A 17192-nucleotide genomic window follows, 5' to 3' on the forward strand; every position below is an offset into this window, starting at 1 on the left:
CATGTGGCAGTGAGCCCACCACTGAGGCGCCGGAGGTGTCAACGGGAAGCGGTACCGGGCGGGGGATTCTTCGCGGAACCTGCCCGAATTTCCGGAACGGGGGACTAGAGGGCGCCGATGCCGGACGTCTTCCCGGAAGCGGAGGGGCCGGAGCCTGTTCTTCCGGGGCGGGACGGGCTGCGGGACACAACTTCCGTACGAGGAAGTGAGTGTGACCAGGGTCACGTTGTGGCACCGTATACGTCTGCGAGTCCGCGCACTGGGTAGGGCTGCCGAGACCTGCCCCCTGAAAAGGAGCTCCCACGTGGCCGCTTCCGCCAATCTTCTGCTGTCCGCGCTCTCCAAACAGGTCCCCCACTCCGACAAACAGGTCTCCCACCCCGACTCGGGCCTCGACGGCTCCTTCTCCTGCGGCTGCGGCGAGCCGCCCCTCACCAGCGAGCCCCCGCTCGCCGACGCCGCCCCGCTGACCAGCGAGCCGCCCCTCGCCGACGCCGCGCCGCTGACCAGCGAGCCCACCTCCACCGGTATGGCCTCGGGCCTGGACACCATGGCGGTCTGATGCCCCTTTCCCGGCTGGCCGCTTCGTACGGCGTGGCCACCTCCTACTCTCCGTCCCCGGGGCGTACCGTCCCGGCCTCCGACGCCGCGGTGATCGCCGCCCTGGCCGCCCTGGGTGTGGACGCAAGTACTCCGGAAGCCGCCGGGGCCGCGCTGGCCGCCCGCGAGACGGAGCTGTCCGCGCGCCTGCTCCCGCCGACCGTGGTGCTCTGGACGGACGCCCCCTTGCCCCCGCCCCTCGCGGAACTGCCCGCGGGGTCACGGGTGCGGGTGGACCTTGAGGAGGGCGGAACGGCCGAGTGGACCGTGCCGGGCGGCCCGGGTGGGCCCGGCGGCGCGGCGCGGCCGCCCGAGTCGCTGCCGCCCGGGGTCCACCGGCTCCGTGTGCGGTGTCCCGGCCGGAGCGACGCCGAGGCCCACCTCATCGCCGCGCCCCGCCGGATCAGGACCCCGGAGCGGCGCGCGCACGGCCTGCTGGTCCAGCTCTACTCCCTGCTGTCCCGGCACTCCTGGGGCATGGGGGACCTGAGTGACCTCGCCGATCTCGCCGCGTGGTCCGGCCGCGTCCTGGGCGCGGGCTTCGTCCAGGTCAACCCGCTGCACGCGGCGGTGCCCGGTGCTCCGGAGGGGCCGGGAAGCGATCCCTCCCCGTACCGGCCCTCCTCGCGCCGCTTTCCCGACCCCGTGCACCTGCGCGTCGAGGCGGTCCCGGAGTTCGCGTATCTGCGGGGCGCGGCGCGCGAGCGGGCCGAAGAGCTGTGCCGGCGGGCGGCGCGGCTGCGCGAAGGGGTGCTGGAGCAGGGCGAGTTGATCGACCGTGACGCGGTCTGGGCCCTCAAGCGCGAAGCGCTCGAACTGCTCCACGCCGTCCCCCTCGGCCCCGGCCGCCGCGCCGAGTACAACGCCTTCCTCGCCGAGCAGGGCCCCGCCCTGGAGGACCACGCCACCTGGTCGGCCCTCGCCGAGATCCACGGCCCCGACTGGCACTCCTGGCCCGCCGACCTGCGCGACCCGGACTCGCCCGGCACGGCCCGCGCCCGCCGCGAGGCGATGGACCGCGTCGACTTCCACAGCCGCCTCGCGTGGCTCACCGACACCCAGCTGGCCGCCGCCCAGCGCGCCGCCCGCGAGGCGGGCATGGACATCGGCCTCGTGCACGACCTCGCGGTCGGCGTGCATCCGGGCGGCGCCGACGCCTGGGCGCAGCAGCGGCACTTCGCCCCGCGCATGTCGGTCGGCGCCCCGCCGGACGCCTTCAACGCGCGCGGCCAGGACTGGGGCCTGCCGCCCTGGCGCCCCGACCGCCTCGCCGAGTCCGGCTACGCGCCCTACCGCGCCCTCCTGCGCGGCCTGCTCCGGAACGCGGGCGCGCTCCGCATCGACCACGTCATGGGCCTGTTCCGCCTCTGGTGGGTCCCGGAGGGCCGCGAGCCCACCGAGGGGACGTACGTGCGGTACGACGCCGAGGCGATGCTCGCCGTCCTCGCCCTGGAGGCGCACCGCGCGGACGCCCTCGTCATCGGTGAGGACCTCGGCACGGTCGAGCCGGGCGTCCGCGAGACCCTGCGCGAGCACGGCGTGCTCGGCACCTCCGTGCTCTGGTTCGAGCGGGACTGGGAGGGCACGGGCCGCCCGCTGCCCGCCGACGCCTGGCGCGCCGACTGCGTGGCCACCGCCACCACGCACGACCTGCCCCCGACCGCCGCCCGCCTCACCGGCGAGCACGTCCGGCTCCGCCACGACCTGGGCCTGCTGACCAGGCCGCTGGCGCAGGAGCGGGCCGAGGCCGCCGCGGACGTGCGCGAATGGCTCGGACTGCTCTGCCGGCTCGGCATGCTGCCCGGCGGGATCGGCTGCGAGGAGGACGAGATCCGCGCCGTGCACCGCTTCCTCCTGGCCACCCCGGCCCGCATGATCGGCGTCTGGCTCCCGGACGCGGTCGGCGACCGCAGGCCGCAGAACCTCCCCGGCACCTGGGACCAGTACCCCAACTGGCGCCTGCCCGTGGCCGACGCCACCGGACACCCCGTCACCCTGGAGGAACTCGCCGCCTCACCGCGTCTGCACGCCCTCATGGCGGTGTTCCGCGAAGGGGAGCGCCGAGGGGGCGCGGAGGGCGCGAGTGCTCGTACGGCACCCCCGGGCGCGCACCCCGTTTAGGAGTTCGCTACGTTGGCACCGTGGACAAGAAGAACGCACTGCGCGCCGGCGCCCTGGCCTCCGGCACGACGCTGATGATGCTGCTCATGTCGTCCCCTGCCCTCGCGGCCGTGCGTGACGACGGTGACGACCCGGGCCCCGGCCTGAGCGTCATCGACACGCTCGGCCTGTATGTCGCCGCGCCCATCGTGCTGTTCCTGGTGATCGCGGGCCTCGTGATGGTCGGCGACAAGTCCCGCAAGCAGCAGAAGCAGGGCTGACCCGCAGCTCCCTGGCTTTTCGCGCCGAGGGCGCCCTCCGACGACGTCCGTAGTACGTCGCCGGAGGGCGCCCTCGGCGTGCTTTCCGTGGTTCCCGGTCATGGCCGTTCGGCCGTCAGATAGCGCTGGAGCGTCGGCGCCAGCCAGTCCGTGAGCTCCTCCCGCGTCAGCGCCGCCGACGGCGGGAACCGCAGGACGTACCGCGTCAGGGCGAGCCCCAGCACCTGCGCGGCACAGAGCGCCGCCCGCGTCGGCGCCTCGGCCGGGTCGGGGCAGACCTCGCGCGCGACCGGCAGCAGCTGCTCCGCGAAGACCGCCCGCATGCGCTCCGCGCCCGCCTCATTGGTGATGCCCACCCGGAGCAGTGCGGTGAGCACCTCGTCGCCCTCCCAGACGCTGAGGAAGTGCCTCACCAGGACCCGCCCCACATCCGCCGCGGGCACCTCCGCGAAGTCAGGCAGCCGCAGGTCGACCGAGGTGGCGGCGGCGAAGAGGCCCTCCTTGTTGCCGTAGTAGCGCATCACCATCGACGGGTCGATGCGGGCGTCCTTGGCGATGGCGCGGATCGTCGCACGCTCGTACCCGTCCGCGGCGAAGCGCTCGCGGGCCGCGGCGAGGATGCCGGCACGGGTGGTGTCGGAGCGGCGGGCCGCCGGGGTCGTTTCCGTCATGCCGGCAAACGTAGGCCAACAAACGTAGGCCAACAAGCGTTGACAGTCCGTGGGCGCGGTCGTACGTTGGCCAACAAGCGTTGACCAACAAGCGTTGACCCATCCGTGTTGGCATCAGGAGGCGGCCATGGACGGCACGACCGGCGGCACGAAGAAGAACGCGCATCCCACCGACGGACCCGGCACCGTCGTGGTGGTCGGGGCCGGCCCCACCGGGCTGCTGCTCGCCGGGGACCTCGCCGCCGCGGGTGTCCCCGTCACCCTCGTGGAGAAGCGGGCGCCCGGCATCAGCAACCTCTCCCGCGCGATGGTCCTGCACGCCCGCACCCTGGAGCAGCTGGACGCGCGGGGCCTCGCCGACGAGCTGGAGGCCGAGGGGGAGCCGCTCGACAGGCTCCGCCTCTTCGACCGTCTCTCGCTCGACCTCTCGCGGTTGCCGTCCCGCTTCCGGCACCTTCTCGTCCTCCCGCAGTATGAGGTCGAGCGCGTCCTGGAGCGGCGCGCGGTCGACGCCGGGGTGCGCTTCGCGTACGAGACCGAGGTGGCCGGACTCACCCAGGACGCGGACGGCGTGACGCTCCGGGTCCGCGGCCCCGGCGACGAGCCGGGCACCCTGCGCGCCGCCTACGCCGTCGGCACCGACGGCCTGCGCAGCGCCGTGCGCGAGGCGGTCGGACTGCCCTTCCCCGGCAGGTCCGTCATCCGCTCGCTCGTCCTCGCCGACGTCAGGCTCGCGGAGCCCCCGGAGACGCTGATCGCCGTCAACGCCGTCGGCGACGCCTTCGCCTTCATCGCACCCTTCGCCGACGGCTACCACCGCGTCATCGGCTGGGACCGCTCGCGCGACGTCCCCGACAGCGCGCCGCTCGGCCTCGACGAGGTCAAGGGCATCGTCCGCCAGGCGCTCGGGAGCGACTTCGGAATGCACGACGCCCGCTGGATGTCCCGCTTCCACAGCGACGAACGGCAGGCGCCCGCCTACCGCGTGGGCCGCGTCTTCCTCGCCGGGGACGCCGCGCACGTCCACTCACCGGCCGGCGGCCAGGGCATGAACACCGGACTCCAGGACGCCGCGAACCTGAGCTGGAAACTGGCCGCCGCGGTCCACGGCCGCGCCCCGCACGAGCTCTTGGACAGCCTTCTGGACACCTACGAATCCGAGCGGTACCCGGTCGGAAGGGCGGCGCTGCGCAGCAGTGGCGGGCTCGTCAGGATCGCGATGGCCAAGCACCCGTGGACGCGCGCGGCCCGCGCCGCGCTCGCCGCCTTCGTCAACCGCGTGCCCGCGGTGCGGGCCGGGGCGGCGGGCCGGGTCACCGGCGTCGGGATCGCGTACCGGTCCCCGAAGGGCGCCCACCGGCTCGTCGGGCGGCGGGCACCGGACGTCGCGCTCAAGGAGGGGCGGCTCTACGAGGCCCTGCGCGCGGGCGAGTTCGTGCTCATCGCGCCGGAGGGCGAGGAGAGGTGGGGGACGGGTCGTGCCGTGTCCGCCCACTGGTCGAGCGGCCGTCGCACGACGGTCCTGGTCCGCCCCGACGGATACGTGGCGTGGGCGGCGGACGACGCGGGGGCGGGGGAAGTGGCGGCGGCGCTGGAGGCGTGGGGCGCGGCGTAGCCCACCGCACCCATCACCATTCGCACCATTCGGTTCTCCTTCAAAGAACCGGCGAAAAGATTCGATGGACCTGATGGGTTCGGGGGTGGCACGGTGTTCCCGCACCTCACCGAGACACGGCGAGACAAGGCGAGACACCCCACACCCCCGCCTCCGCGGGGAGAGAGGCAAGGGATACCCCGTGGCCGTCCTGGACCGGACCTCCGCTCACACTGCCGCGTCGGCCGCCACGAAGGCGGCCGCGCGCCCCATCGGCGTCGGCCTCGCCCTCGCGGCCCTCGCCACGGTCGTCTGGTCGGGCAGCTTCGTCACCTCCCGCGCCCTGCACGACAGCGTGCCGCCCGTTCAGCACGCGTTCTGGCGCTGGGTCATCGCCGTCGCGGCGGTCGCGCCGTTCGCGGCACGCCGGACCTGGCGCCAGCGGAAGGCGCTCCGCGAACACTTCAAGTTTCTGCTCCTCGCCTCCCTGTTGGGCGTCACCGTCTACAACACCCTCGTGAACCAGGCGGGCATGACGACCACCGCGGGCAACATGGGCATGATCATGGCCGCGTCGCCCGTCCTGATGGCCCTCTACGAACGCCTCGGCGGCACCCGGCTCGGCGCGCGCCGCGTCATCGGCATGCTCGTCGCCTGCGCCGGGGTGCTGCTCCTGGTCGGCAAGGGCTCGCTCACCATGGACTTCGCGGTCGGCGACCTCTGGATCATCGCGGCCGCGCTCTCCTTCGGCTCGTACAGCGCGCTGCTCAAGCGCAAGCCGGCCGGCATCGGCGGACTCCCCTTCCTCTTCTCGACGTTCGTGCTCGGCGCGCTGATGCTGCTGCCGGTGTTCCTGGTCAGCTACGCGGTCCAGGGCGGCTTCCGGCCCACCCTCGGCACGGTCTCCCCGCTCCTCTACGTCGGCGTGGTGTCGTCGGCGGTCGCCTTCTTCGCCTGGAACAAGGCGATCTCGATCATCGGCGCCGCCCGCGCGGGGGTCGTCTACTACCTCCAGCCGGTCTGCGTCGCCCTGCTCTCCTTCGCGGTCCTCGGCGAGGCGATGGGGTGGCTGCAGGTGCTGTGCATGGGGCTGATCCTGGGCGGGGTCGTGCTCGGTGCGGCCCGCACGAAGTGATGCTCCTGACCAGTCGCTACGTTGGGCTCATGAGCGAGTGGGACATCAAGAAGCTGCAGATCCTGCGCACGCTGAGTGAGCGGGGCACCGTCACGGCGACGGCGCGGACGCTGCGGATGACGCCGTCGGCCGTCTCGCAGCAACTGTCCAACCTCGCCAAGCAGCTGGGCGTACCGCTCCTGGAAGCACACGGGCGGCGGGTCCGCCTCACCGACGCCGCGCATCTCGTGCTGCGGCACGCGGAAGCGGTGTTCGCCCAACTGGAGCGCGCGGACGCGGAGTTGACGGCGTATGCGCAGGGGGAGGCGGGGGAGGTGCGGGTCGGCGCGTTCTCGACGGCCGTGCCCGCGCTGGTCGTGCCCGCGGTGCGGGCGCTGCGGGAGGCGGCGCCCGGCATCTCCGTACGGGTGCGGGAGACCGAGGCGGCCCAGGCGTACGAACTCCTCGCGGCCGGCGAGGTCGACATCGCCCTGTCCCTGGCCGTCCAGGCGCCCGCCGGTACCGACGCGGACACGCGGTTCACGCGGGAGTCACTGCTCGCCGACCCGCTGGACGTGGCGCTGCCCGGCGACCACCGCCTGGCGTCGGCGGAGGGGCTGCGCCTGGCCGACCTGGCCGCCGAACCGTGGATCTTCGGCGGCAGCGGGCCCTGGTCCGAGATCACCCGGGCCGCGTGCGAGGGCGCGGGCTTCACTCCGGAGCAGGCGCACTCGGCGTCCGGGTGGACGGCGATCCTGGCGATGGTGGAGGCGGGGATGGGGGTGGCTCTCGTGCCGCGCATGGCTGCGGTGAGTCGCGCTGGTGTGGCCATGCGCGCGCTCTCTGCGGATCATCCGACTCGGCATGTGGTCGCTGCGGTGCGGCGGGGGGCGGCGGGGGGTGCGGCGGTGGCCCGCGTCCTCGCCGCCCTGCGGTCGGCGGTCCCGCCCCGGGGCTCGGCCCCCGCCTGACCCCACTCCCCTGCGGCCCGCGTGCAGCCGTTCGCGCAGTTCCCCGCGCCCCTGGACGCCCGCCTCGGCCGTTCTCTGTCTGCGGGTTGTGGGTGGCTGGTCGCGCAGTTCCCCGCGCCCCTGGGGGGGGGGTCTCGCCGTCTTTCGGGTGCGGGTTGTTTGTGGCTGGTCGCGCCGTTCCCCGCGCCCCTGAGTTGGCCCCCACCCGCCCCTTGGCTGCCGGTAGGCAGTTCAGGGGCGCGGGGAACGGCGCGAGCAACCACGTGCGGCCCGCAGGGGAACGCCCGGATGGAGCGGGCCCCTGCGGGGGTGGAGGTCAGGCGTCTGCCGCGCGGGCGTGCAGGGCGCGTTCCACGCCTGCTCGGGACTCCGTGACGAGGCGGCGCAGCGCCGCCGACGGCTCCGCGGCGGACAGCCACGCGTCCGTCGCGTCCAGCGTGGCCTGGGACACCTGGAGCGACGGGTAGAGCCCGATGGCGATCTGCTGGGCCATCTCGTGGGAGCGGGAGTCCCACGCGTCCTTGACCGTGGCGAAGAACTTCTCCGTGTAGGGAGCGAGCAGCTCGCGCTGGTCGGTCTGGACGAAGCCGCTGATCACCGCCTCCTGGAGGGCGTTGGGGAGGGAGTCGGACTCGACGACGGAGGCCCACGCCGCCGCCTTCGCCTCCGCGGTCGGCAGCGCCGCCCGCGCCGCGGCGGCGTGCCGCTCGCCCGCCGCCGTCCTGTCCCGCTCCAGCTCCGCCGCGATGCCCGCCTCGTCGAGCCGCCCGGTCGCCGCGAGCCGCGCCACGAACGCCCAGCGCAGCTCGGTGTCCACGGCCAGTCCTTCGATCGACTCCGAGCCGTCGAGCAGGCGCTCAAGGAGGGACAGGTCCGCTTCCGTGCGGGCCGTCGCGGCGAAGGCGCGGGCCCACGCCAGCTGGTGGTCGCTGCCGGGCTCGGCCGCCCGCAGGTGCTCCAGCGCCGCCTCGGTCCAGCGGGCCAGCGCCGCGTCCCTGCGCGCCGGGGCCGCGTACAGGTCGAGGGCCAGCTTCACCTGGCGGTGCAGCGACTGCACGACGCCGATGTCGGACTCCTTGCCGATGCCGGAGAGGACCAGGGAGAGGTACGCGTGCGTCGGGAGCTCCGCGTCCCGCGTGGTGTCCCACGCCGACGCCCAGCACAGCGCCCGCGGCAGCGACGCCTCGAAGTCGCCGATGTGGTCCGTGACGAAGGCGAGGGACTCCGCGTCCAGGCGGACCTTCGCGTACGACAGGTCGTCGTCGTTGAGGAGGATGACCGCCGGGCGGCGCTTGCCGACCAGCGCGTCCACGGCGGTCAGTTCGCCGTCGACGTCCAGCTCCACGCGGTCCGTGCGGACCAGCTTGCCGGACGTGTCGTCCAGGTCGTAGAAGCCGATCGCGATCCGGTGCGGACGGAGCGTGGGCTCACCCTTGGCGCCCTCGGGGAGCGCCGGTGCCTCCTGCTTGACGGCGAAGGACGTGATGACCCCGGAGGTGTCGACGTCCACGACCGGACGCAGGATGTTGATGCCCGCCGTCTCCAGCCATTTCTTCGACCAGGTCTTCAGGTCGCGGCCGCTGGTCTCCTCCAGCGCGCCGAGCAGGTCGGACAGGCGCGTGTTGCCGAACGCGTGCCGCTTGAAGTACGCCTGCACGCCCCGGAAGAACTCGTCCTCGCCGACATACGCGACGAGCTGCTTCAGGACGCTCGCGCCCTTCGCGTACGTGATGCCGTCGAAGTTGACGAGGACGTCGTCCAGGTCGCGGATGTCGGCCATGATCGGGTGCGTGGACGGCAGCTGGTCCTGGCGGTACGCCCACGTCTTCATGGAGTTGGCGAACGTCGTCCAGGAGTGCGGCCACTTCGAGTCCGGCGCGTACGCCTGGCAGGCGGCCTCGGCGTAGGTGGCGAACGACTCGTTCAGCCACAGGTCGTTCCACCACTCCATGGTGACCAGGTCGCCGAACCACATGTGGGCGAGCTCGTGCAGGATCGTGGCGGCCCGCACCTCGTACGCCGCGTCGGTCACCTTCGAACGGAACACGTACTGGTCGCGGATGGTCACCGCGCCCGCGTTCTCCATCGCGCCCGCGTTGAACTCCGGCACGAAGAGCTGGTCGTACTTGGCGAACGGGTACGCGTAGTCGAACTTCTCCTGGAACCAGTCGAAGCCCTGCCGCGTCACCTCGAAGATCGCGTCCGAGTCGAGGAACTCGGCGAGCGAGGGACGGCAGTAGATGCCGAGCGGCACGGACTGGCCGCCCGGGCCCTCGTACGACGAGTGGACCGAGTGGTACGGGCCGGCGATCAGGGCCGTGACGTACGTCGACATGCGCGGCGTCGGCTCGAAGGACCAGAGGTCGTCCTTCGGCTCGGGCGTGGGGGAGTTGGAGATCACCGTCCAGCCGGACGGCGCCTTCACCGTGAACCGGAAGGTGGCCTTCAGGTCCGGCTGCTCGAACGACGCGAAGACGCGGCGCGCGTCAGGGACCTCGAACTGCGTGTAGAGGTAGGCCTGTTGGTCGACCGGGTCGACGAACCGGTGCAGTCCCTCACCGGTGTTGGTGTACTCGCAGTCGGCGACGACCCGCAGCTCGTTCGGGCCGGCGTGCAGGTGCCGCAGCGCGATGCGCGAGTCGCGGAACACCGCGGCCACGTCCAGCGCGTGGCCGTTCAGGACGACCTCGTGGACCGCGGGGGCCACCAGGTCGATGAAGGTCTCGGCCCCCGCCTCCGCGGAGTCGAAGCGCACCGTGGTCACGGACCGGTAGGTGCCTCCTTCCTGCGCGCCGGAGAGGTCGAGATCGACCTCGTACGAGTCAACGGTGAGCAGCTTCGCCCGCTGCTGCGCCTCTTCGCGGGTCAGATTGGTGCCGGGCACGCGGTCATCTCCTCGTACGACGTGTCGCGTCTTCGTGGGTGCGACTTGTGGTGTTTCCGGCCATCCTTCCATGCCGCTCCGGATGGCCGCCCGGGCCATTGTTCTCCCGCTGCGGTGCGGCTACGCTCCGCGCGTCCGCACCGGTCCCGGCAGGCCGCAGACCACGGCCACGAGGACGGTCAGGAACCACAGGGGGACACGGAAGATGCTGGGGACCGAGAGACCGGTCGGCACCGGCCGCGCCGCACGACGGCCATGACCGACGTACTCGTGGCGGGCGCGGGCATCGGCGGGCTCACCGCGGCGCTCAGCCTGCACGCGGCGGGCATCGACGTCCGCGTGGTGGACGCCACCGACCAGCTGCGCCCCGCCGGCGTGGGCATCAACCTCCTGCCGCACGCCGTACGGGAGCTGACCGAACTCGGGCTCGGCGACCAGCTCGCGGCGACCGCCGTAGCGCCCGACGTGATGGTCCACTTCGACCGGCACGGCAACCGCGTCTGGGCCGAGCCGCGCGGCCTCGCCCTCGGCTACCGCTGGCCCCAGTACTCCATCCACCGCGGCGCCCTCCAGCTGCTCCTCCTCGACGCGGTCCGCGACCGGCTCGGCGACCACGCGGTCCGCACCGGCACCGCGTTCGTCCGGCTCGCCGAGCACGAGGGCGGCGCGCTGCGGGTGATCCTGCGGGACATGGCGCGCGCCAGGGAGTACGGCGTGCGGGTCCGGGCCCTGGTCGGAGCCGACGGGCTGCACTCGGCCGTACGGGCCGTGCTGCACCCCGGCGAGGGGCCGCCGCTGTGGAACGGCATCCGGATGTGGCGCGGCATCGCCGAGTGGCACCCGGTGCTCGGCGGGCGGACCGTCGCGGTGGCGGGCAGCAACGCCACCGCGAAGCTCGTCGTCTACCCGATCTCCCGGCGGGCCCTGGAGCGGGGCAGGACGCTGCTCAACTGGGTGGCGGAGGTGCGGTTTCCGCCGACGCACCACCACGGGATGGCGGGGCCCGCCGACTGGAACCGCTCCGGGCGGCTCTCCGACGTCCTGCCGCACTACACCGGCTGGCGCATCGGGGACCTGGACGTGCCCGCGCTGCTCGCCGCCACGCGGCACATCCTGGAGTACCCGATGGTCGACCGCGACCCGCTGGCCCGGTGGGGCCGCGGCCCGGTCACCCTGCTCGGCGACGCGGCGCACCCGATGTACCCGGTGGGGTCGAACGGCGGCTCCCAGGCGATCCTCGACGCCCGCGTCCTCGCGCGCTGCCTCGCCCACACCGCGCCGGACCGGGAGGCGGGGCTGCGGGCGTACGAGGAGGTGCGGCGGGAGACCGTCAACGCCATCGTCCTCGCCAACCGCGACATGCCGGCCGACCGCATCCTCCAGACCGTCGCGGAACGCGCTCCGGAGGGCTTCCACCGCGTGGAGGACGTCCTGACCCAGGAGGAACTGGCCGAACTGGACGCGGCCTACCGCAGAACGACGGGCATGGACGTCGCGGAACTGAACGGGCGCGGGTCGTGGGGGGTGGGGTGGGACGGCGCGTGAGCGGGGAACGGCACGCGTAGCGCCACGTCCGGAAACCGCCAGCCCCGCACCGCGCCACGCGCGAGGCTCGCCCCATGACCACCACGCACACGGGCACCACGGCCCCCACGTCCACCGTCCCCGCGTCCACCGCCCACACCCCGCTGCCCATCGCCCCCGAAGTCCTCGCCCGGCTCCGTGACACCGACGACGCGGGGCGGCCCTGCGTCCCGTACGTCGAGGCGGAGGGCGGCAGTCCGCTCCGCTGCTGTCTGCGGCCCGCCGCGCCCGGCGAGCGCATCGCCCTCGTCTCGTACGCACCCCTGCGCCGCTGGGCCGCCGAGACCGGCGCCACCCCCGGCGCCTACGACGAGCAGGGACCCGTCTTCATCCACGCCGACCCCTGCGAGGGGCCTTCGGGACAGCGTGCCGGGTATCCGTTCTCGCGGGCCGGGGCGCTGCGGACGGTCCGTCGCTACAGCGCCGAGGGGCGCATTCTCGGGGGCCGCCTCCTGGAGATCCCCGAGAACCCCGAGGATGAGGAGCGGGGCTTCGACGCCGCGTTCGACGAGGCCTTCGCCGACCCGCGGGTCGCCCTCGTGCACGTCCGTGCCGTGGAGTACGGCTGCTTCCACTTCGAGGTGCGCCGCCCCGGACCGGCCGCGGCCTGACACAGGCTCTCAGGCCCCGTCCGCGCCCACCGCCCGCGCGAACTCCCGTACCCGCTCCGTCTCCCCGTCCCGGTGCCACACCATCCCGAGCACCGAGTCCGGCAGCCCGTCCACCGGCACGAAGACCACGTCCTTGCGGCCGTGGTACTCCGCCGTCGGACGGCACAGCAGCATCGCCCCCCGGTCCGCCGCGACCAGCGTCAGCCCCTCCTGGAGCGTGCGGACCGCCGGGCCCGGCGCGGCGGAAGGGGCGTGCGCCTCGCGCCAGTACGCGGGCGCAGGGGCCGTCGCCGCGATCAGCGGCACCCCCGCCAGCTCCGCCGCCGCGAGCGACTCCCGCCCGGCGAAGGCGTGCCGCACCGACACGGCGACGGTCTGCCGCTCGCTGGAGAAGACCGGGCCGAGCGCCAGATCGGGCTCGGCGACCGGCAGCAGCACGATCGCCGCGTCCACGGCCTTCTCCCGCACCGCGCCGAACGGGTCGGAGAAGGGGATCTCCACGATCTCCGTGGCACAGCCCGGGTGCCGCTCCTGGAAGGCCGCGATGGCCCGCATCAGGCGGTCGTCCGCGGTCCCCTGGAAGCCGATCCGCAGCGTGCCCTCGACACCCCGCGCCGCCGCCCTGGCCCGCCCGACGACCGATGCCAACTCGTCGTACGACGGACGGAGTTCGGCAAGGAAGCGTTCCCCTAGTGTGGTCAGTGCGACCCGTCGGCTCGTACGCTCCAGCAGGCGCGCGCCGATCCGCCGCTCCAGGGCGGCGAGCAGTTGGCTGACGCGGCTCTGCGAGACGTACAACCGCTCGCCGGCCCGTCCGAAGTGCAGCTCTTCGGCAAGCACCAGGAAACACTCCAGTTCCCGGATCTCCAGCCCGTTCCCGCTCATGGCGCGCGGCCCCTTTTCCTTGATCGTCCCGGTCGTCGATCATCGCTGATCGATGAACCCGGCTCATACAAGGATGAGATCTTCCGCGTTGTTCCCCGGCGGGTACCCCCACAGGGTGGATGCCATGTCACAGACCACACAACTCCCCACAGCACCTGCCGCTTTGGAGCGGCGGCGCGGCGGTCCCGCCGTCCTCGCGGTCGCCGCCGCCACCTTCTCCGTCGTCACCACGGAGATGCTCCCCGTCGGACTCCTCACCTCCATCGGCTCCGGCCTGCACGTCTCGGACGGCACCGCGGGCCTCGCCGTCACCCTGCCCGGCCTCGTCGCGGCGCTCGCCGCCCTGCTGCTGCCCGTCGCCGTGCGCCGCGCGGACCGGCGCACGGTCCTCGCCGTCCTGATGGCGCTGCTCGCCGCCGCCAACGTGGCCTCCGCGCTCGCGCCCGCCTTCGGCGTCCTGCTCGCCGCCCGCGTCCTGGTCGGCGTCTGCATCGGCGGCGTGTGGGCCATCGCCGCCGGGCTCGGCGTGCGGCTCGTCGACGAGGAGGGCGCGGGCCGGGCCACCGCGGTCATCTTCAGCGGCATCGCGGTGGCGTCCGTGCTCGGCGTCCCCGCGGGCACGCTTCTGGGCGAACTGGCGGGCTGGCGCTGGGGGTTCGCGGCCCTCGCCGTGCTCGCCCTCGCCGTCGCGGGACTGCTCGCCACGGTCCTGCCCCGGCTCCCCGCCGACCAGGGCATCGGACTCGGCGCGTTCCCCGGCCTGCTGCGCATCGGCAGGCTGCGGGCCGGGCTCCTCGCCGTCATCCTCCTGGTCACCGGCCACTTCGCCGCGTACACGTACATCCGCCCCGTCCTGGAGCGGGTGCCCGGCATCGGCGCGGGCCTGGTCAGCGGGCTGCTCCTCGCCTACGGGATGGCCGGCATCGTCGGCAACTTCGCGGGCGGCGCCGTCGCGGCCCGCGACCCGCGCAGGGCGCTGCTCTCGATCTGCGCCGCGCTCGGCGCCGTGGTGCTGCTGATGGTGCCCGCGGGCGGCTCGCTCGCCGCGTCGGTGGCGCTGCTCGTGGCGTGGGGCCTGGCCTACGGCGGGGTCTCGGTCTCCGCCCAGAACTGGGTGATGGCCGCCGCCCCGCACGCCCGCGAGGCGGCGTCGGCGCTCTTCGCGGGGGTCTTCAACGTGGCGATCGCGCTCGGCGCCTTCGCGGGCGGCCGGGTCGCGGACAGCCGCGGGGCCGGTGGCGTGCTGTGGCTCGGCGGCGCTCTCGCCGGGCTCGCGCTGGTGGCGGTGGCGTGCGCGAAAGGGACGGGGACAGCGAAGGGGACCGGGGCGGCGAAGGGGGCGGCCACCGGGAAGAGGTGACCGCCCCCACAGGCGTACGGCTGCGAGAACTCAGCCCTTGAGCTCCGCCGCGACCAGCTCCGCGATCTGCACGGCGTTCAGCGCCGCGCCCTTGCGGAGGTTGTCGTCGGAGATGAAGAACGCCAGGCCGTTCTCGACGGTCTCGTCGTTGCGGATGCGGCCCACGAAGGAGTCGTCCTTGCCCGCGGCGACCAGCGGCGTCGGGACCTCCGTGACGACGACGCCCTCGGCGGCCTCAAGGAGCTCGGTGGCGCGCGCGGGGCTCAGCGGACGCGCGAAACGGGCGTTGACCTGGAGGGAGTGGCCGGTGAAGACCGGGACGCGCACGCAGGTTCCCGACACCTTCAGCTCCGGGATCTCCAGGATCTTGCGGGACTCGTGGCGGAGCTTCTGCTCCTCGTCCGTCTCGTTCAGACCGTCGTCGACGACCGAGCCCGCCATCGGCAGGACGTTGTACGCGATCGGCGCCACGTACTTGTCCGGCTCGGGGAACTCGACCGAGGAGCCGTCGTGGGTGAGCTTCGGCGCGTCCTCGCCGACCTTCTTGACCTGCTCGAAGAGCTCGTCCACCCCGGCGAGACCGGAGCCGGACACCGCCTGGTAGGTGGCCACGACCAGCGCTTCGAGGCCCGCCTCGGCGTGCAGCGGCTTGAGGACCGGCATCGCGGCCATCGTCGTGCAGTTCGGGTTGGCGATGATGCCCTTGGGGCGGTCCTTGATCGCGTGCGGGTTCACCTCGGAGACGACGAGGGGGACCTCGGGGTGCCGGCGCCAGGCCGAGGAGTTGTCGATCACGACGGCGCCCTGCGAGGCGACCTTCTCGGCGAGGGCCTTCGAGGTGGCGCCGCCGGCCGAGAACAGCACGATGTCCAGGCCCGTGAAGTCGGCCGTGGAGGCGTCCTCGACGGTCACGCCATCGAGGACCGTCCCGGCACTGCGGGCCGACGCGAACAGGCGCAGCTCGTCCACCGGAAACTTCCGCTCGACGAGGATCTTGCGCATGACCTTGCCGACCTGACCGGTGGCTCCGACGATTCCGACCTTCACGGGGATGTCCTCCATATGTGCGTGCGGCCTCGTGACCTCGGCCGGTCTGTGGGGGGTGGCTCCATGATGCGTCTGTCCAGGGCCGCCTTGTCCAATCCATTGTCCGAGGTGCGGGACGCCACATTCGCCGCGCGCCGCCGTGAACGTTTCGGAGGTCCGGGGCGTCCTAGGGGAAACCGGGGAGGGGAGGGGCACGTTGCTGCGCAGAAAATCGCGCCGCGCGCAGGCGGAGGCCGGGGGAGCGGACCCGCTGGATGCGGCCCAGGAGGACCGGGTGCGGGCCGTGCTCGCGCTCGGCGGGGTGCCGCACGCGGATCTGCCGGACGGGGTGCAGCAGGTGCGGCTGAAGCTCCTGGAGCGGGCCGCGGACGGGCGCGAGGCGCCGCGTGACGTGTCGGCGTGGGCGGCGGTCGTCGCCTCCAACCTGGCCATGGACTGGCACCGGGCCCGGCGCAGGCAGGAGCGGCTCGGCGAGCGGCTCGCGGTGCTGTGGCGGGAGGCCACCGACGAGGACGGCGCGGAGGCGCGGGCCACCTCGCTGGCCGTCGCCCAGGGCCTCGGCGAGCTGCCGGACGCCCAGCGGCAGGTCGTCGTCCTGCGTTTCTACGCCGACCTGCCGGTCCGGGCCATCGCCGACGAGCTCGGCATCCCGGAGGGCACGGTCAAGAGCAGGCTGCACACGGCGGTACGGCTCCTGCGGGCGCGGCTGCACGAGGGGGAGGTGGTGTGACGGTGCCGGAGAGGGAACGCGACGCGCTGATGCCGGCGATCACGGGTGAGCCGGTGTCCGAGGAGGACCTGCGCGACCCCGACTTCGCCGCCGAGCACGCGGCGGCCGTCGCGGACGTCGCCCTGCTGAAGGAACGCCTTGGGAACGTGGCCGAGGCGCTCGCGGCCACCGCCGAGCCTGTGGAGCCGGTTGTTCCGCTGAGGCCGCGCGCGGCCCGCCGTCGCGGAACCGTCGCGCTCGGCGCGGTGGCCGCCACGGTGGCCGCCGCCATGGTCGGCGGGCTCGCCTGGCTCGCGGTGGACGCCGGACCCGGCGCCGCCGACAACGACGCGGCGGCGGGCAGCGCCCAGGAGGCGGCGCCGGACGGCAAGAGTCGGCAGGGCGGAGGCGACGACGGGGAGGGGAAGCTTTCCCCGGAGGGCTTCGTGGCGTGCTCGCGGGTCATCGTGGAGGGCACGGTCACGGCGGTCGACGCGGTGCCCGGCGCCGCCCGGCACCGCGTCTCGCTCGACGTGACCCGCTACTACAAACCGCAGTCCGGGGACGGGACGATCACCTTCCCCATGGCCGACGACGTGGACCCCCGCCTGAAGAAGGGCGACCGCGTCATGGTCACCATCCCCGTGGGGGAGGCCCACCCCGACAACTGGGCCATGGGCAAGGATCGCGACAGCCTGCGCCGCATGGTCCTCAAGGCCCTGCCGGGTGCGGCGAAGGTCCGGTGCGCGGACCAGTGAAAAGCGCCGGGCGGGCTCGACGA

General features: G+C 73.6%; 15 protein-coding genes. 11 read left to right on the forward strand and 4 right to left on the reverse strand.

Translation table 11 applies throughout. The annotated features are described in order from the left end of the window. Positions 1-304 precede the first annotated feature (304 nt). From AB0H82_RS01690 to AB0H82_RS01700, 3 genes are read left to right on the forward strand one after another with little or no spacing between them, the layout of a single operon-like run. A complete protein-coding gene (locus AB0H82_RS01690) occupies positions 305-562 on the forward strand; it encodes a hypothetical protein (RefSeq protein WP_362987600.1) in 258 nt (85 codons plus the stop codon). Continuing rightward, positions 562-2721, forward strand: coding sequence for a 4-alpha-glucanotransferase (gene malQ, locus AB0H82_RS01695; protein ID WP_362987602.1), 2160 nt, complete (start codon positions 562-564; stop codon positions 2719-2721). The genes AB0H82_RS01690 and malQ overlap by 1 nt, the downstream gene beginning before the upstream one ends. A gap of 20 nt (positions 2722-2741) precedes the next feature. Next, complete coding sequence (locus AB0H82_RS01700) at positions 2742-2981, forward strand: hypothetical protein (protein WP_150167792.1); 240 nt, start codon at positions 2742-2744, stop codon at positions 2979-2981. A 98-nt stretch (positions 2982-3079) separates the two neighbouring features. Here the strand turns inward: AB0H82_RS01700 and AB0H82_RS01705 are convergent, their stop codons facing one another. After that, complete coding sequence (locus tag AB0H82_RS01705) at positions 3080-3652, reverse strand: TetR family transcriptional regulator (RefSeq protein WP_362987605.1); 573 nt, start codon at positions 3650-3652, stop codon at positions 3080-3082. 127 nt (positions 3653-3779) lie between these two features. On the opposite strand from AB0H82_RS01705, the gene AB0H82_RS01710 reads away from it, so the two are divergent. From AB0H82_RS01710 to AB0H82_RS01720, 3 genes are all read left to right on the forward strand, one after another. Then, entirely contained in the window at positions 3780-5267 is a 1488-nt protein-coding gene (locus tag AB0H82_RS01710; protein ID WP_362987608.1) for an FAD-dependent monooxygenase, read from the forward strand. A gap of 250 nt (positions 5268-5517) precedes the next feature. Further along, positions 5518-6381, forward strand: a complete 864-nt coding sequence (locus AB0H82_RS01715; RefSeq protein ID WP_362987735.1) for a DMT family transporter — start codon at positions 5518-5520, stop codon at positions 6379-6381. Between the two features lie 29 nt (positions 6382-6410). Then, positions 6411-7331: a LysR family transcriptional regulator gene (locus tag AB0H82_RS01720; protein ID WP_362987610.1), complete on the forward strand. Its 921-nt coding sequence runs from the start codon at positions 6411-6413 to the stop codon at positions 7329-7331. Between the two features lie 316 nt (positions 7332-7647). Here AB0H82_RS01720 and pepN read toward each other — a convergent pair whose 3' ends face one another. Further along, positions 7648-10215: an aminopeptidase N gene (gene pepN, locus AB0H82_RS01725; protein WP_362987612.1), complete on the reverse strand. Its 2568-nt coding sequence runs from the start codon at positions 10213-10215 to the stop codon at positions 7648-7650. Between the two features lie 255 nt (positions 10216-10470). Here pepN and AB0H82_RS01730 point away from each other — a divergent pair, with 255 nt between their 5' ends. Together AB0H82_RS01730 and AB0H82_RS01735 are read left to right on the forward strand one after the other, a co-directional pair. Further along, positions 10471-11760: a flavin-dependent oxidoreductase gene (locus tag AB0H82_RS01730; protein WP_362987614.1), complete on the forward strand. Its 1290-nt coding sequence runs from the start codon at positions 10471-10473 to the stop codon at positions 11758-11760. A 74-nt stretch (positions 11761-11834) separates the two neighbouring features. Next, positions 11835-12410 carry a DUF1203 domain-containing protein gene (locus AB0H82_RS01735; protein ID WP_362987616.1) on the forward strand — a complete coding sequence of 192 codons (576 nt, stop codon included), beginning with the start codon at positions 11835-11837 and terminating at the stop codon, positions 12408-12410. Between the two features lie 9 nt (positions 12411-12419). Here the strand turns inward: AB0H82_RS01735 and AB0H82_RS01740 are convergent, their stop codons facing one another. Then, on the reverse strand, positions 12420-13295 hold the full coding sequence (locus AB0H82_RS01740; protein WP_362987618.1) for a LysR family transcriptional regulator: 876 nt from the start codon (positions 13293-13295) through the stop codon (positions 12420-12422). A gap of 124 nt (positions 13296-13419) precedes the next feature. Between AB0H82_RS01740 and AB0H82_RS01745 the strand changes: the two genes are divergently transcribed. Continuing rightward, entirely contained in the window at positions 13420-14655 is a 1236-nt protein-coding gene (locus AB0H82_RS01745) for an MFS transporter (RefSeq protein WP_362987620.1), read from the forward strand. A gap of 30 nt (positions 14656-14685) precedes the next feature. Here the strand turns inward: AB0H82_RS01745 and AB0H82_RS01750 are convergent, their stop codons facing one another. Then, positions 14686-15702 carry an aspartate-semialdehyde dehydrogenase gene (locus AB0H82_RS01750; RefSeq protein ID WP_362987622.1) on the reverse strand — a complete coding sequence of 339 codons (1017 nt, stop codon included), beginning with the start codon at positions 15700-15702 and terminating at the stop codon, positions 14686-14688. A gap of 196 nt (positions 15703-15898) precedes the next feature. Between AB0H82_RS01750 and AB0H82_RS01755 the strand changes: the two genes are divergently transcribed. After that, a complete protein-coding gene (locus tag AB0H82_RS01755) occupies positions 15899-16432 on the forward strand; it encodes a sigma-70 family RNA polymerase sigma factor (protein ID WP_362987624.1) in 534 nt (177 codons plus the stop codon). Next, a complete protein-coding gene (locus tag AB0H82_RS01760; RefSeq protein ID WP_362987626.1) occupies positions 16429-17169 on the forward strand; it encodes a hypothetical protein in 741 nt (246 codons plus the stop codon). The genes AB0H82_RS01755 and AB0H82_RS01760 overlap by 4 nt, the downstream gene beginning before the upstream one ends. Positions 17170-17192 lie beyond the last annotated feature (23 nt).

The sequence above is a fragment of the Streptomyces sp. NPDC050732 genome, assembly GCF_040654255.1.
Lineage (GTDB): Bacteria > Actinomycetota > Actinomycetes > Streptomycetales > Streptomycetaceae > Streptomyces.